Raw genomic sequence first — 12919 nt, 5'->3', positions numbered from 1 at the left:
TCGGTTGCGTTTCGACAAGGAAGAAGATAATCGGCGCGGTCAGGTCATTCTCGCGGAGCCTTGTGCGAACTGTCGCGATCTTGCGCGGGATCGCTCAGCCGCGCCGATAGGCGAGAGGGGAAAGGCCGGTCTCGCGACGGAAGACCATGGCGAAATGGCTTGGACTGGAATAGCCGATGGCAAGGCCGATCTGGATCACGCTCAGATCAGTCTCTTGCAGCAGAGCCTGCGCCCGGGCGATGCGCAGACCGATGAAATATCGCGACGGCGCCAGCCCCGTTGCGCGTTTGAAGAGGCGGCTGAAATGAAAGGGGCTCATGCCGACAAGCTCTGCCAGCCGCCCCAGATCGAAGGGCTCGGCCAGATGTTGCTCCATATCGGCAATCGCGCGGCGGAGCCTGAACCCCGGCAGGGCGGCGGGCCGAGGTGGACCCGCAGCTCGTGCCACATAGTTGCGCGCCAGATGGACTGCGAGGCTCTGGGCCAGGCCCTGCACAAAGAGCTGAACCCCGGGCGCATCCCTGTCCAGCGCATGGGCGATCAGGCCCAAAAGCGAGGACAGCTGCGCGTCATGTCCGCCTGAAATTTCCCGGAGGATTGCCGGTACTGTCTGACCCAGCACCTCGGCGATCACGCGTGAGAAAAGCGGGATCGGGAGCGAAAGATGCATGACCCTGAACGGCGCCGTGCCCCGGACCTGCCAGCGCAACTCATAAGGCGCAGTCGAATGGACAAGGAAAAACATACCCGCCCTGACATGGCTTGCCTGCCAGCTGCCGCCGGGCTCGCGTTCCTCAACAAGAGCTTCACCGCTCATGACCCAGACAATCAGCGGCTCGGCCACTGCGGGGACAAGGAAAGGCTGTTGCAGGGTATCGCGCGCATGGATCTGGACGAACAGGCCGCCCCAGTCGGGACCGTCGCCCGTGAACAGGCTTCGACCGGCGATGAAGTTTTCCAGATTGCGGGCGGATGTCTTGTCTGGTGGCATCGGGGGTAAAGGCTGAATTTGTGCCCGCCTTGTAACGGGCGGGCAGCGGTGGGTTTCAGTTGCGACGCAGGATCATGCCTGCATGATAGAGCACACCGTCGATGAAGTCGCCGTCGGCGGTAAAGCCGGTATCATCCCAGTATTCGATATGGTTTCCGGTGATCTCGTAGCGGCCTTCATAGGCACGCTCTCGGGTGCCACGGGCCTCGACATAGCGGCCATTCGCCAGCAGCTCATGCCGGATATAGCCGTCCAAGGTGAGCCAGAGGCCGGTGAAGTCTTCGGCGGTCCTTTCGGGCGGACCGCTGTCGGATCCGGCACTGGCACCCACCTTGCCTTGATGCGGGTTGCCTTTTGGCAGGGCCTCCGCCGCCAGACCGGCTGACCCCATCGCGAGCGTGGCGGTCATCATCAGCGTTTTCATCATCGCGTCCTTTTCTTGTGGGAGAGCAGAGGGACATAGTGGACTGCCGGAATTGTCGCTGCTATCCGTTCACCTATTACCTCTGTGTAAAGCGTAGCTAACCAATGACGCCGGATCTCAACCTTCTGCCTCTCTTCATCGCCGTGGCCGAGGAGTGCAATTTCCGGGCTGCGGCTGACCGCCTTGGCGTCACGCGTTCCGCAGTCAGCCAGGGGATCCGGCGGCTGGAGGATCAGTTCGGCCTGCCGCTCCTGATCCGCACCACCCGCGCCGTCACCCTCACCGAGGCTGGTCAACGGCTCCGTGATGCGATTGTGCGTCCACTGGCAGAGATCGCCGGGGCGATGGAGCGGAGCGGGGATGATCACATCCCTCGTGGGCATCTGAAGATCGCGGTTTCCTCGATTGCCGAGCGGTTTCTCTCGGGGCAGTTCATCGTCTCCTTCGCGATCGCTTATCCGCAGGTCACGCTGGATATCAACGTCACCGATGCGGAATTTGACATCGTTGCAGAGGGGTTTGACGCTGGGGTCCGGCTGGGTGAGGTGATCGAACAGGATATGATCGCAGTCCCTCTGACCGGCGATCAGCGCGAGATGGTTGTTGCAGCCCCCGCATATCTGGCGCGTCACGGTAGGCCCGAAACCCCGGGCGATCTGCTGCATCACCGTTGTATCGGATGGCGTCCTGCCCCTCGACTGGCGCCTTACAGATGGGAGTTCAGGAAAGAGGGAAAGCCCTTTGACATCGCGGTGGAGCCGCAGATCACCTCAAACGATCTGCAGTTTTTGTTGCGCACGGCTTTGGCAGGCGGCGGCATCACCTTTGCCACCGCCGACAGCTTTCAGCCCTATGTCGAGAGCGGCCAGCTCGTCTCTTTGCTGGATGACTACCTTGCGCCCTTTCCCGGGTTCTACCTCTATTATCCGCGTCGCGCCGATCTGTCGCCCAAGCTGCGCGCAATGGTGGACCATGTTCACGCCATCCGCCGCACGGGCTGATCTGTCTGCGGCTTTACCAGGGGGTTTCCGCTCCGGGTTCGACAAAGCGGCCTGATGCCGCGCCCGGGCCCAGAACCGCGTATTCGACGGGCAGCCTTGCGCCCTCCGCCGGGGTCATGAAGCCGGAGCCGCCGGTGAGATCGGTCTGCACATAGCCGGGGCTGACCGAATTCACCACAATGGCCGTGTCGCTCAGCTCAGCCGCCAGCTGGACCGTCAGCATGTTCAGGGCCGCCTTTGAGGCGTTATAGCCGATCAGCCGGGCTGAATAATATGGCGAGTTCGGATCGCCGTTGACGGCAAGCGACCCGAGTGAGCTGGACAGATTGACGATCCGGCCCGCAACCGCCTTGCGCAAAAGGGGCAGCATCGCCTGGGTGACGGCCAGTGCACCGAAGAAATTCGTCTCGAAGATGCGCCGCACGGCTTCGACAGAGGCCTTGCCGGGCGCAGCATCGGCCGGATCGACGATACCGGCATTATTGACAAGGATATCAAGCCGCCCATGGTCCTGCCCGATCCGCCGCGCGGCGGCGTCTATGTTGGGGGCCTCGGTCACATCAAGCAGCAGGGCCTCTGCCTGCAGTCCTTCGGCCCGAAGCATCGCTGCGGCTGCTTGCCCCCGTTCACTGCTGCGGGCGCCGATCACGACATGCGCGCCGGACTGACCGAGCTGGCGGGCGATCTCGAGGCCGATGCCTTTGTTGGCACCGGTGACAAGGGCGATGGGGGTTGTCTGGGTCATCTGGTCCTCTGAAGTGGTGACGGTTACAGAGGCTCATGATATGAAGGATGCTTCAGATATGGCATTCGCATATGACCGACCAGACCCCGACCCGGCTGAGCGCAAGGAAAAAACCGCGTCAGGCGCGTGCCGCCGTGACGGTGGACGCGATTTTCGAGGCGGCTATTCAGGTTTTGGTGGTGGAAGGACCAGCCCGACTGACCACCACCCGCGTGGCCGAGCGGGCAGGAGTTTCGGTCGGCACGCTGTATCAATACTTCCCGCATAAACAGGCGCTGTTCTATGCCCTGAACGAACGCTATCTCGTGGCGCTCGCCGATCAGATCGAGGCCTGTTGTCTGGCACATCGGGGTGCCCCCCTGGCCAGGATGGCCGAGGCGCTGATCGCAGTCTACTGGGCCGCAAAGATGGAGCGCCCCGAGGTGACCCGCGCGCTTTACCGGTCGGTTATCGACCTGGATAATGAGGCCCTGATCGCCGCCTTTGCGCAGCGCGTCGACGTCGCAACCGCGGCCATGCTGGCAAGCGCGTCCGATGCACGCGTGCCAGATGTGGCAACTGTCAACCGCACGCTCCTGAACACGATCTTTGGCGCTGTCCGCAGCGTGTTCGAGCGTAATCTTCCTGACAATGCAGCCTGTGCCGTCCAAAGCCAGCTTGTCGTGATGTGCCGGTCTTATCTGTCGGCCGTGGCTATTCCCGCGCCGGACGGGGGCGCTCAGAAATCATCCTCAGCCTGATGTTGCTGCAACTCATTGGCGATGAAGTCCGGGTGCGAGGCAGAAGTCGCGGTAAAGGCCGCAATGGTGCGTGTCTTCCAAGGCCACGGTGTCAAAGCCGTAACGGGTCAGTTGCAGGAGCCGCGTCCCGGGAACAGCCATAAGAATAGGTGAATGCCTGGCCAGAATGATCTGCGAGGAAGCGGCTTGTTGCGTGTCGCGGCGCCCATAGTGGCCATGTGGAGAACACGGCGGACACGTGGTCGACCGCCGCGGATCGCGCGATCACCCTGCCGCTTTCCACTGTCGCGATTGATCGGCGCCACATCAACCAGAGTTGCGGCGTGCTTGTCGGTCCAGGAGCCGAGCTCGGGAAGATCGGCAATCAGCGTGCGGGCTGTCGTTGCTGCGATGCCGGGAATGCTTTCGATGATCTCGGGCCGGCGCCGCCAGTCCTCATCCCGCTGGATCATGGCGTCGATCTCGACCTCGAACGCCGCGAGTTGCTTGTCCAGAAACGCCAGCGTCTGCCTGATCATTAGACTGATCTGGCGTTCGCGTGATTGCTGGTGACGGTTCAGCTCCTGATTTCGCATGTGGATTATCTGCCGCCGACGTGCGCACAAAGCCTTGAAAATCTCGGACTTCTGATCGGAGAGACGGCTCGGTTCGGGTTTCATCATCGCGCCGTAGAAGGCAATGAGCCGAGCATCTTGCTGATCGTTCTTGGCACGATGCCCTGTCGCTTTGGCGAAATCCTTTATCCAACGCGGATCGATTTCGAATGCCAAGGAGAACATAAAAGTTGGAAAACCGAACCTGTCCGGTCCCTATGACCTTTAGCACCGGAGCGCCTGGACATACGTCACAGGCTCCTCGACCGCATGGTCAAGGAATCGGCGCCGTTTCGGCCGACGCCAATACCGACAGGTTCAGGGGTTTCCACGCCCCAGGGACGACGCGTGGCGTCCCCAAGGGCAGTGTATCGGTTTCAGGGGGTTAGGAGCAAGATGTAGCGTTGCTCGGTTCCAGAGTGCTCTGCTCAGGCGCCAGGGTCTTCGGTCGCGGGGGCAACTGGTGCATCAGGCCCGAGCGACTCGCGCAGCTTTCGACCTGCCAGGTTCCAGTCGTGCCTGGGCTCATCCCAGCTTTGGGTCGAGGTGAGCTGGCGGTCCAGGTAGTCGCGGAACTCTTGCTCACCGACCCGCAACTGGAATGTGTAGAGCCGATTGACGATTTCGCGCATCAAGTCACGCATCTCGTCATCGCTGATCCTGGAAACCTCCGACCATAGGATCTGTCGTCCATTGGCGTCGGTCACAATTACATCGGAATAGTCCCCGGTATGACTGACCACACCGGGTCCCGCATGCAGAGTTTCAAGGCACGTGTTGCGAACGCAAATCAGCGCCATGGCCTTTGATAAGAAAGAGGCAATTTTGCGCTCAAGGTTGTTGGGCATGGCTTCCTCGTCTCGCAATGCGAGCGAGGGCCCGTCGTTCCCCGCCCTGTTGATCAGATAGCGAAATCTTCGAGCGATTTTCCGGCGGCAAGCGCGTCGCCGATCCAGCCGGGTTTGCGTCCGCGCCCGGACCATGTCAGTTCCGGGTTCTCAGGATGGCGATACTTCGCGACAGAAGGAGAGCGCTTCCGGGTTGGTGCGGCCTCCGCAAGATCCTCGAAAGAATAGCCGAGTTCACGGGCCAGCTCGTCCACCTTGGCGCGCGCCTCAGCCTTGCGACGATCCTCAAAGGAGGAGATGGCCTTGGCCACCGATTTTTCCAACTGCTTCAGTTCGCTCAGCGAAAGCGCGTCGAGGTTGATCTCGGTCATCAAAGTCCCCTTTGTTCTGCAACATTGATAGGGCAGGGCGCGGTGACAGGCAATTCCCCAATGGGGGACATGGCCAGACATGGCTGTGTGGTCTAATGCTGCCGCATGAGCAGAAGAAGAGAGTCCCGGCCATCCACGCGTGCCATTGCGCGACGATCAGCATCTGGACTTCGCAGACCAAGGGGCAGGCGCCACTGGCCTTTCCAAAGTCTGGCCGTTGTTGGTTGCGTGTTTTTGTTTGGCTTTATGGCGGTAGAGCGCTTTCCCGAGCATCTCGGGGCGCTGCCGGAATTGACCGCCATTCGTGTGGTTGAAGGTCCGGTCAGACATATTCGCGACGGCGATACGATTGAGGTGGCGGGCACGCCTGTCCGGTTTGGATCCCTTGACTGTGCCGAGCGCGGAACAGTGCGAGGCGACGCGTCTACCAGACGGATGCGGGAGCTGGTTGCCGGGCAGCCCCTCACCTGCGCCCTGAATGGTCGCACCAGCTATGATCGCAGCATCGGGCGCTGTACCTTGCCCGATGGGCGTGACGTGGCCGCACAGATGATCCGGGAAGGATTGTGCGGCCGATACTGGTGAGGGCAGTCCTGTCGGATTCAGAGTGAGAGCGCGGGTGGTTTGCCCGTGACGGGTCCGGGCTGGGGGAGAGGCCTCCGGCGGCCCGTCGCGGAGTGACTGTCATGAACAACATGCAAATTCTGGAACCCGCGCGACTGTCGCGCGGCGGCTACAAGGTGGATGTCAGCCGGGGTGAGCGCAACGGCCGGGTGTCATCCGAATGGTTCAACCGGCCCGATGATGAGCGCTATCTTTCGCTCGATGATCTTTGGGCCTCGGTCAAGGCGCGTTCGGAGCGCAGCACCTCCCGTATCGTCGAGACGGCCAAGATCCAGGTTGAAGCCAGCCGGGACAATGCTGAACGGCTGCAACTGATCCTGCCGAAGGCGGATGCGCCGCTGGCGCCGACCCATTGGGCCTTTGGTCAGCTTGCAAGCCTGGTCGGCGCGCCGGCTTCTTATCTGCGTCAGCTGCCCGCGCCTTTGGCGGGGATCAATCTGCAGTATGGCCTCTCCGGCCATCGGGCCGAGCAGATCAAGACTTTCGAGACCGAGGACGGCAGGACGGAATTGCGGGCGGTGACCGGCCCGGATTACGGTCGGATCTATGACCATGAACTGGTCGAGGCCGTGCAACGCATCGCGGGCAATGGCACCGGTGATACCCGCTGGAAGGTGCCCGGCACGCTCGACTGGTCAACGGGAGTCTATAACCCGGACGTGGACATCACCCGCGACACGACCACGCTCTATGCCTCGGACCGCGATGTATTCCTGTTCCTTGTGGATGATCACAATCCCATCGAGGCGGGCAAGCTGCCCGATGGATCGCCGGATCTCTACTTCCGCGGCTTCTACTGCTGGAACTCGGAGGTCGGGGCCAAGACACTCGGTATCGCCAGCTTCTATCTGCGCGCCGTGTGCCAGAACCGGAACATCTGGGGGCAGGAAGAATTCCAGGAGATCACCATCCGCCATTCGAAATACGCCGCCTCCCGCTTCGCGCATGAGGCAGCCCCGGCGCTGACCCGCTTTGCCAATTCCTCGCCCTCGGGGTTCATCAACGGGATCAAGGCGGCCCGCCAACAGATCGTGGCCCGGACCGACGAGGACCGCGAGACCTTCCTGCGCAAGCGCGGTTTCTCGAAGCTGGAGGCGGGCAAGATCATCGACAAGGTCCTGGTCGAGGAGGGTCACCCGGCCGAGAGCATCTTTGACTTTGTTCAGGGGATTACCCGCCTCGCGCGGGACAAGACTCAGCAGGACACCCGGCTTGAGCTGGAGGGCAAGGCCAAGAAGCTACTCGAGCGCGCGGTCTGAAGCCCCTCGCGCACTCATTCTTCCCTTCACCTCGCGGCAGCCCGGCTTCTGGCCCTCGGTTGCCGCGTGCCTTCCCATCCCGGCCTAAAGGCCCGCAGTCCTATAGGCGCGGGCGGCGGGCTTCTCATTCCGCGAGACCCCTGATGCAAACCTTCGACGAAAAAGTGGATACCGCTGTTTACGCCGCCTTCATGGCACTTGGCCTTTCGGTTGCCACGAATATGGAGCTGGCGATCCGGCTCAACGATTTCATCACCCAGGAATTCCAATTCGTCGTGTCAGATGATGACGACAATGGGGGCGCAAGGCTTGCCGGCGGGCCCGGAGGCCGGGCCGATGACTGAGCAGGAGCAAACCGTCATCCTTGAGGCGCGTGAGATTCTGGCGCGCTATTTCAACCAGAACCCGATGCTCTCCTCGTGGCAGGCCGTGCTGGACTATTGTGCTCTGGCTGTGCGCGGCGAGGTCGAGTGCTTTCACGTACTCTACCTGGACCGGAAAAACCGGCTGATTTCCGATGTTCGGGTCTCGGTCGGCACCGTCGATCATGTGCCGGTCTATCCGCGCGAGGTGCTGAAATGTGCGCTTCTGATGAACGCATCGGCGCTGATCCTGGTCCACAATCACCCCAGTGGTGATCCCGAACCGTCTGATGCCGACCTGAAGATGACGAAGGAGATCCAGACGGGCTGCAAAACGCTGGGTCTTACCCTGCATGACCACATCATCGTCGGTGCTGGCCGCGAAATCAGCTTGCGGGCACGGGGGGATATCTGAGCACGCCCCGTCGGGCTGTAAAAAGAAAGCCCCGGCGGTATGCGCGGCAGGGACCTGCCGGGGGGACAACATTACTATCCCTCGCGGCAAGGCGCTGATCAAGGGAATGCCGCCGCCGGGCGCTCTTACGCGCAGATCCCGCGCGAGCAGGGCCAATTCTGCGGTGGTTCTACGTTGCTACGGCATCGTGAGGCCGCCCCTCGCTTTCCGGGAGGATTTCCATGCTCCTTCTCTCCTCGGGCCGCCTATAATTCTTTTGTTTCCGCCGATGGTGATCCGGGTCCTTCGTTGTACGGCCTTTCCCGAGATCAGACGGCTAGAGGGAGAGAGGGGAGGGGGTTTCCATGACGGGTTGGTAGCCGGAGAGAGGGTCTCCCCGGCGCCCGTCCTCGGAGTATCTGACATGGCCACTGCCGTTCAGAAGATCACCCTGTCGTCTTCGCGCGACATCCCCTTCAATAAACTTGTGCTGAGCCAGTCCAACGTCCGCCGCGTCAAGGCTGGCGTTTCGGTTGATGAGCTGGCCGAGTCCATCGCGCGGCGTGGGCTGATCCAGTCCCTGCATGTCCGCCCGGTTCTGGGCGAGGATGGCACCGAGACCGGAATGTTCGAAGTGCCCGCCGGCGGCCGCCGCTTCCGGGCGCTGGAAGTGCTGGTGAAGCAGAAGCGCCTCGCCAAAACCGCACCGGTCCCCTGCATCGTGTCCGCTGCTACTGACGATGTGCTGATCGACGAGGTGTCGCTGGCCGAGAACATAGAACGCGCACCACTGCACCCGGTGGATCAGTTCCGTGCCTTCCAGGCCATGCGCGAGAAGGGCATGACCGAGGAGGCCATTGCGGCCGCCTTCTTCGTCGATGCCAAAGTGGTCAAACAGCGCCTGCGGCTGGTCTCGGTCGCACCCGCACTGCTCGAGATCTATGCTGAGGACGGCATGACGCTGGAGCAGCTGATGGCCTTCACCATCTCTTCGGACCATGATCGCCAGGTTCAGGTCTGGGATGCGGTGAAGGACAGCTGGTCGAAGGAGCCCTTCAACATCCGTCGTATGCTGACCGAGACCACGGTGCGGGCCTCCGACAAGCGCGTCACCTTTGTCGGCATCGATGCCTATGAGGCGGCGGGCGGCTATGTGCTGCGCGACCTCTTCCAGCAGGACGATGGCGGCTGGTTGCAGGATCCGGTGCTTCTCGATCGGCTGGTGAACGAGAAACTGAAGGCCGATGCGGCGACCATCGCCGCCGAGGGCTGGAAATGGATCGAGGTTGCCGTCAGCTTCCCCTACAGCCACGCCTATGGCATGCGGCAGCTGATCGGCACCACGGTCGATCTGACCGAGGACGAGCGCGCCACCCGCGAGGCGCTGCGCGATGAATACGACCGGCTTGAGGCCGAATATGCGCAAGCGGAAGAATACCCCGATGAGGTCGATGCCCGGCTGGGCGAGATCGGGAAGATCCTCGGCGCCTTCGAGATGCGGCCGATGATCTACGATCCGGCGCAGATGGCGCGGGCCGGGGTCTTCGTCAGCCTTGATGTCGACGGCACGCTGCTGATCGAGCGCGGCTATGTCCGGGCTGAGGACGAGGCACCGCTGGAACCGGAGCCCGAGATCGTTGATCCCGAGACCGGCGAAGTGCTGCCGCGCGCCGAGCTGGAAACCAGCCATCAGCGTGCAATCATCACCCTCGGGGGTGAAACGGCCGCTGCGCCCGAAGAGGAGGAAGACGAAGGCGAGGCGATCAAGCCGCTGCCGGAACGGCTGGTGATCGAACTGACCGCGCATCGGACCCTGGCGCTGCGTGATGCAGTGGCCAACAACCCGCGCATTGCGATGACGGCGCTGCTGCACCGGCTGGTGCTCGATTGCTTCGGCATCCGCAGTGCGGGCAATGCGCTGCAGGCCCGCATCAGCGAAGTGCATCTGTCGGTGCAGGCTCCTGACCTTGGCGACTCGATCCCGGCGCAGGCCATCGACGAGCGCCATGCGGCATGGCGGGCGGATATCCCGCTGGATGATGGCGATGACCGGCTTTGGGACTGGCTGCATGCGCTGGACGAGGCCAGCCGTCAGGCGCTGCTGGCACATTGTCTGAGCTTCGGGGTCAACGCCCTCTATGAGCGGCCGAACTCCTATAGCGGCAATGGCATCAGCCAGCATGGCCTGGATCGCCGGATGCAGGAGGCGGATCGTCTCGCGCGCATGACGAGCCTCGATCTGGTCGAGATGGGTTGGAAGCCGACCGTCGCCAACTATTTCGGCCGCGTGACCAAGGCGCGCATCCTCGAGGCGGTGCGTGAAGGTGTGGGCGATCAGGCGGTGGAACTGATCGGCCATCTGAAGAAAGGCGAGATGGCCACGGAAGCCGAACGGCTGCTGGCAGGCAGCTGCTGGTTGCCGGAGCCGCTGCGGATGGACGCCCAGGATGGCATCGCAGATGCGGCGGATGCCGCCGGTTCCGAAGTCGACGCCTTGCCTGACTTCCTCTCGGGAGACAGCGAGGACGAAGAGCCCTCCGAAGATGAGGAGCAGGATCCGGCGCATCGCATCGCTGCCGAATGACCTTCACGCGGGGCGGCTCCGGCCGCCCTGTGCCCTCTCAGTCCAGCCTGCCCGGTCCTCGTGACCGGGCTTTTCTTTTGGAGCACGTCCCCATGTCGCGTTCGATCAATATCGACACGATCTTCGCCGAAGATCGCAGTAACCCTCCTACCGAGCGGTGCTTGCCCTGGGAGGAGACCCGCGATGGCCTTGCTGTCGTCGTGGAACCGAAGCCTCACTGGGCGGACGATTTGCGGGTATTCCGGCTCGATCAGCGGGAGTACTGCCACTATGCAGACTGGCTGGCTGACGGTTTTCGTGCCCGATTTTATGGTCACATAGACACTTGTGGCGCGGACCTGCTGTTGCAAGCCCGAACGATGCTTGCGCGCGAGATCGCCGAGGGGCTGTGGGATGAGGTGGCCTGAAACGGTCACCCCGGCCGTTTGACCGGGCCGTTTTGGTTGGCATTTTTCCCCAGGGTCGTCATGAGCGTGCAGGGATCAGTCATTCCCTCTTTCCGGCCTCTTGGATCATGGGTTCGCAGATCGGTGGCGCGCTCTGATCGCGCTTCCTGCCCTGTCCCTCTTCCCAGTCGAGCACTTGGGCGGCAGGTGCCGATCCGGTGGCCCGCCCAGTATCCGGCCTGATGCGGTGCGGTGCCCATGGCGGCAGGTCGGCAGGGAGGGGCGCAAGCCTGCCTTTTCGCAGCCCGGGTGATAATCGCCGGTGGTTGCCTGTCGGGTCTTCCTGCCGGATCCTTCAGGATCGCCGCTGTCTCCTGTCTCTCTGGGGGTGACGGGACCGTTCGCCTGCGTCCTCTGTGATGGGCTGATCTGGCCGAAGAGCAGCGCGGAAGCCGCGCTTCGACGTCTCGGCGCAACAGCGTCGTGGGACTTTCTTCCCCTGGGCTTCGCCCATTCCTCGCGGAAGACAAGAAAGCCCTGCCTTTGCTGTCAGGGTCCCGAAGGGACTGCGCCGGCCGTCGTCCCCGGCCTGTCGATCGCCATCGAGGCCGCAATGGAGCGGGCCCGAACACGAGAGAATGGAGACAGACAATGGCGACCATCGGCACCTTCAAGAAGACCGGCAACGAATACACCGGCGAAATCGTCACCCTGAGCGTTCAGGCCAAGGGCGTGCGCATCGTCCCCGACCTGCGGGCCTCGGGCGAGAACGCGCCCTCGCACCGGATCCTGGTAGGCCGCGCGGAGATCGGCGCCGCCTGGTCGAAGCGCTCGACCGAGGGGCGGGACTATCTGGGCCTGAAGCTGGACGATCCGAGCTTCTCGCACCCGATCTTCGCGAACCTCTTCGATGACGAGGACGGCGAGGGCTACAGCCTGATCTGGTCGCGCCCCAACGGCAACCGGGGGGACTGATCCCCCAACAACAAGGCCCCGGTCGAAAGACCGGGGCCTTCGCATTGCTTCTACAATGCCCAATGACGCTCAGGCAGCAGCATTAGATCCTTCTTCTGCATCGGAAAGCACTGATCGTGTCACCGCAATCAGCCTGCGCCGCATCGCACAAGTTGCGGCGCGTCCGGCAGGCGGTTGGAACGCGCTGATGGTGCGATACCGAGCCTACGCGGTCTTTCCTCGCCAGATAGATATAGTGGAATGCATCGACCCGCCCGCCGGGCAACTGCACGTCCTCGCGCTGCCAGTCCCAGCCAAGTTCGCTGAGCCTGTCCTCAAAAGGATCGGAGATTTCTGCGGACCAGAAAGTCGCGATCCCGCCTGGTTGGAGGGCGTCCCATACCGCGTTCAGACCGCTTTGTCCGTAGACGCGCTGATTGTCATCGCGGACCAGAAAATCCGGCCCATTGTCTGTATCCATCAGGATCACATCGAAGCCCGGGCCGCTTTCGGCAAGAAGGTCCATAACATCCATGACCCGCAGGTCCACGCGGGGATCACGCAGCGGATGGTCGGCCAGCGGGGCCAGAACCCCGCGATTCCATTCTGCAATCGCCGGGATCAATTCGCAGACTGTGACCTG

14 protein-coding genes and 1 pseudogene are annotated in these 12919 nt (G+C 62.5%); 8 read left to right on the top strand and 7 right to left on the bottom strand.

Annotated features, from left to right (window positions below; translation table 11 throughout):
* Positions 1-94: 94 nt before the first annotated feature.
* Together AC4FS3_RS25400 and AC4FS3_RS25395 are read right to left on the bottom strand one after the other, a co-directional pair.
* Positions 95-991, bottom strand: a complete 897-nt coding sequence (locus AC4FS3_RS25400; protein WP_491022813.1) for a helix-turn-helix domain-containing protein — start codon at positions 989-991, stop codon at positions 95-97.
* Between the two features lie 55 nt (positions 992-1046).
* Entirely contained in the window at positions 1047-1415 is a 369-nt protein-coding gene (locus AC4FS3_RS25395; RefSeq protein WP_491022812.1) for an Atu4866 domain-containing protein, read from the bottom strand.
* Between the two features lie 104 nt (positions 1416-1519).
* On the opposite strand from AC4FS3_RS25395, the gene AC4FS3_RS25390 reads away from it, so the two are divergent.
* On the top strand, positions 1520-2416 hold the full coding sequence (locus AC4FS3_RS25390) for a LysR family transcriptional regulator (protein WP_491022811.1): 897 nt from the start codon (positions 1520-1522) through the stop codon (positions 2414-2416).
* Positions 2417-2429: 13 nt separating this feature from the next.
* On the opposite strand, the gene AC4FS3_RS25385 is transcribed toward AC4FS3_RS25390, so the two are convergent.
* On the bottom strand, positions 2430-3161 hold the full coding sequence (locus tag AC4FS3_RS25385; RefSeq protein ID WP_491022810.1) for an SDR family oxidoreductase: 732 nt from the start codon (positions 3159-3161) through the stop codon (positions 2430-2432).
* Positions 3162-3232: 71 nt separating this feature from the next.
* Between AC4FS3_RS25385 and AC4FS3_RS25380 the strand changes: the two genes are divergently transcribed.
* Positions 3233-3901 carry a TetR/AcrR family transcriptional regulator gene (locus tag AC4FS3_RS25380; protein WP_491022809.1) on the top strand — a complete coding sequence of 223 codons (669 nt, stop codon included), beginning with the start codon at positions 3233-3235 and terminating at the stop codon, positions 3899-3901.
* A gap of 107 nt (positions 3902-4008) precedes the next feature.
* Here the strand turns inward: AC4FS3_RS25380 and AC4FS3_RS25375 are convergent, their stop codons facing one another.
* From AC4FS3_RS25375 to AC4FS3_RS25365, 3 genes are all read right to left on the bottom strand, one after another.
* Entirely contained in the window at positions 4009-4671 is a 663-nt protein-coding gene (locus AC4FS3_RS25375) for a transposase (RefSeq protein ID WP_491022808.1), read from the bottom strand.
* 251 nt (positions 4672-4922) lie between these two features.
* Positions 4923-5342 carry a hypothetical protein gene (locus AC4FS3_RS25370; RefSeq protein ID WP_491022807.1) on the bottom strand — a complete coding sequence of 140 codons (420 nt, stop codon included), beginning with the start codon at positions 5340-5342 and terminating at the stop codon, positions 4923-4925.
* 53 nt (positions 5343-5395) lie between these two features.
* Complete coding sequence (locus AC4FS3_RS25365) at positions 5396-5713, bottom strand: H-NS histone family protein (protein WP_491022806.1); 318 nt, start codon at positions 5711-5713, stop codon at positions 5396-5398.
* A 686-nt stretch (positions 5714-6399) separates the two neighbouring features.
* Here AC4FS3_RS25365 and AC4FS3_RS25360 point away from each other — a divergent pair.
* From AC4FS3_RS25360 to AC4FS3_RS25335, 6 genes are all read left to right on the top strand, one after another.
* A complete protein-coding gene (locus tag AC4FS3_RS25360; protein ID WP_491022805.1) occupies positions 6400-7596 on the top strand; it encodes a DUF932 domain-containing protein in 1197 nt (398 codons plus the stop codon).
* Positions 7597-7739: 143 nt separating this feature from the next.
* Positions 7740-7940, top strand: a complete 201-nt coding sequence (locus AC4FS3_RS25355; RefSeq protein ID WP_491022804.1) for a hypothetical protein — start codon at positions 7740-7742, stop codon at positions 7938-7940.
* Positions 7933-8373 carry a JAB domain-containing protein gene (locus AC4FS3_RS25350; protein WP_491022803.1) on the top strand — a complete coding sequence of 147 codons (441 nt, stop codon included), beginning with the start codon at positions 7933-7935 and terminating at the stop codon, positions 8371-8373. Before AC4FS3_RS25355 ends, AC4FS3_RS25350 begins: the two co-directional genes overlap by 8 nt.
* Before the next feature lie 403 nt (positions 8374-8776).
* Positions 8777-10936, top strand: a complete 2160-nt coding sequence (locus AC4FS3_RS25345; RefSeq protein ID WP_491022802.1) for a ParB/RepB/Spo0J family partition protein — start codon at positions 8777-8779, stop codon at positions 10934-10936.
* Between the two features lie 92 nt (positions 10937-11028).
* Positions 11029-11343: a hypothetical protein gene (locus tag AC4FS3_RS25340; protein WP_491022801.1), complete on the top strand. Its 315-nt coding sequence runs from the start codon at positions 11029-11031 to the stop codon at positions 11341-11343.
* A gap of 630 nt (positions 11344-11973) precedes the next feature.
* Complete coding sequence (locus AC4FS3_RS25335) at positions 11974-12297, top strand: DUF736 domain-containing protein (RefSeq protein ID WP_491022800.1); 324 nt, start codon at positions 11974-11976, stop codon at positions 12295-12297.
* A gap of 82 nt (positions 12298-12379) precedes the next feature.
* Here the strand turns inward: AC4FS3_RS25335 and AC4FS3_RS25330 are convergent.
* Positions 12380-12919, bottom strand: a pseudogene (locus AC4FS3_RS25330) (hypothetical protein); the annotation flags it as partial.

The sequence above is a fragment of the Pseudogemmobacter sp. TB195 genome (genome assembly GCF_058313095.1).
Note: the sequence above shows the minus strand (reverse complement) of the source record. Positions and strands in the feature narration are given on the sequence as shown.

Excerpts from the sequence above, each read along its gene's own strand:
- AC4FS3_RS25365 (WP_491022806.1), bottom strand. The coding sequence starts at position 5,713 with ATGACCGAGATCAACCTCGACGCGCTTTCGCTGAGCGAACTGAAGCAG.
- AC4FS3_RS25345 (WP_491022802.1), top strand. The coding sequence starts at position 8,777 with ATGGCCACTGCCGTTCAGAAGATCACCCTGTCGTCTTCGCGCGACATC.
- AC4FS3_RS25360 (WP_491022805.1), top strand. The coding sequence starts at position 6,400 with ATGAACAACATGCAAATTCTGGAACCCGCGCGACTGTCGCGCGGCGGC.
- AC4FS3_RS25395 (WP_491022812.1), bottom strand. The coding sequence starts at position 1,415 with ATGAAAACGCTGATGATGACCGCCACGCTCGCGATGGGGTCAGCCGGT.
- AC4FS3_RS25385 (WP_491022810.1), bottom strand. The coding sequence starts at position 3,161 with ATGACCCAGACAACCCCCATCGCCCTTGTCACCGGTGCCAACAAAGGC.
- AC4FS3_RS25335 (WP_491022800.1), top strand. The coding sequence starts at position 11,974 with ATGGCGACCATCGGCACCTTCAAGAAGACCGGCAACGAATACACCGGC.
- AC4FS3_RS25400 (WP_491022813.1), bottom strand. The coding sequence starts at position 991 with ATGCCACCAGACAAGACATCCGCCCGCAATCTGGAAAACTTCATCGCC.
- AC4FS3_RS25390 (WP_491022811.1), top strand. The coding sequence starts at position 1,520 with ATGACGCCGGATCTCAACCTTCTGCCTCTCTTCATCGCCGTGGCCGAG.
- AC4FS3_RS25380 (WP_491022809.1), top strand. The coding sequence starts at position 3,233 with ATGACCGACCAGACCCCGACCCGGCTGAGCGCAAGGAAAAAACCGCGT.
- AC4FS3_RS25355 (WP_491022804.1), top strand. The coding sequence starts at position 7,740 with ATGCAAACCTTCGACGAAAAAGTGGATACCGCTGTTTACGCCGCCTTC.
- AC4FS3_RS25350 (WP_491022803.1), top strand. The coding sequence starts at position 7,933 with ATGACTGAGCAGGAGCAAACCGTCATCCTTGAGGCGCGTGAGATTCTG.
- AC4FS3_RS25370 (WP_491022807.1), bottom strand. The coding sequence starts at position 5,342 with ATGCCCAACAACCTTGAGCGCAAAATTGCCTCTTTCTTATCAAAGGCC.
- AC4FS3_RS25340 (WP_491022801.1), top strand. The coding sequence starts at position 11,029 with ATGTCGCGTTCGATCAATATCGACACGATCTTCGCCGAAGATCGCAGT.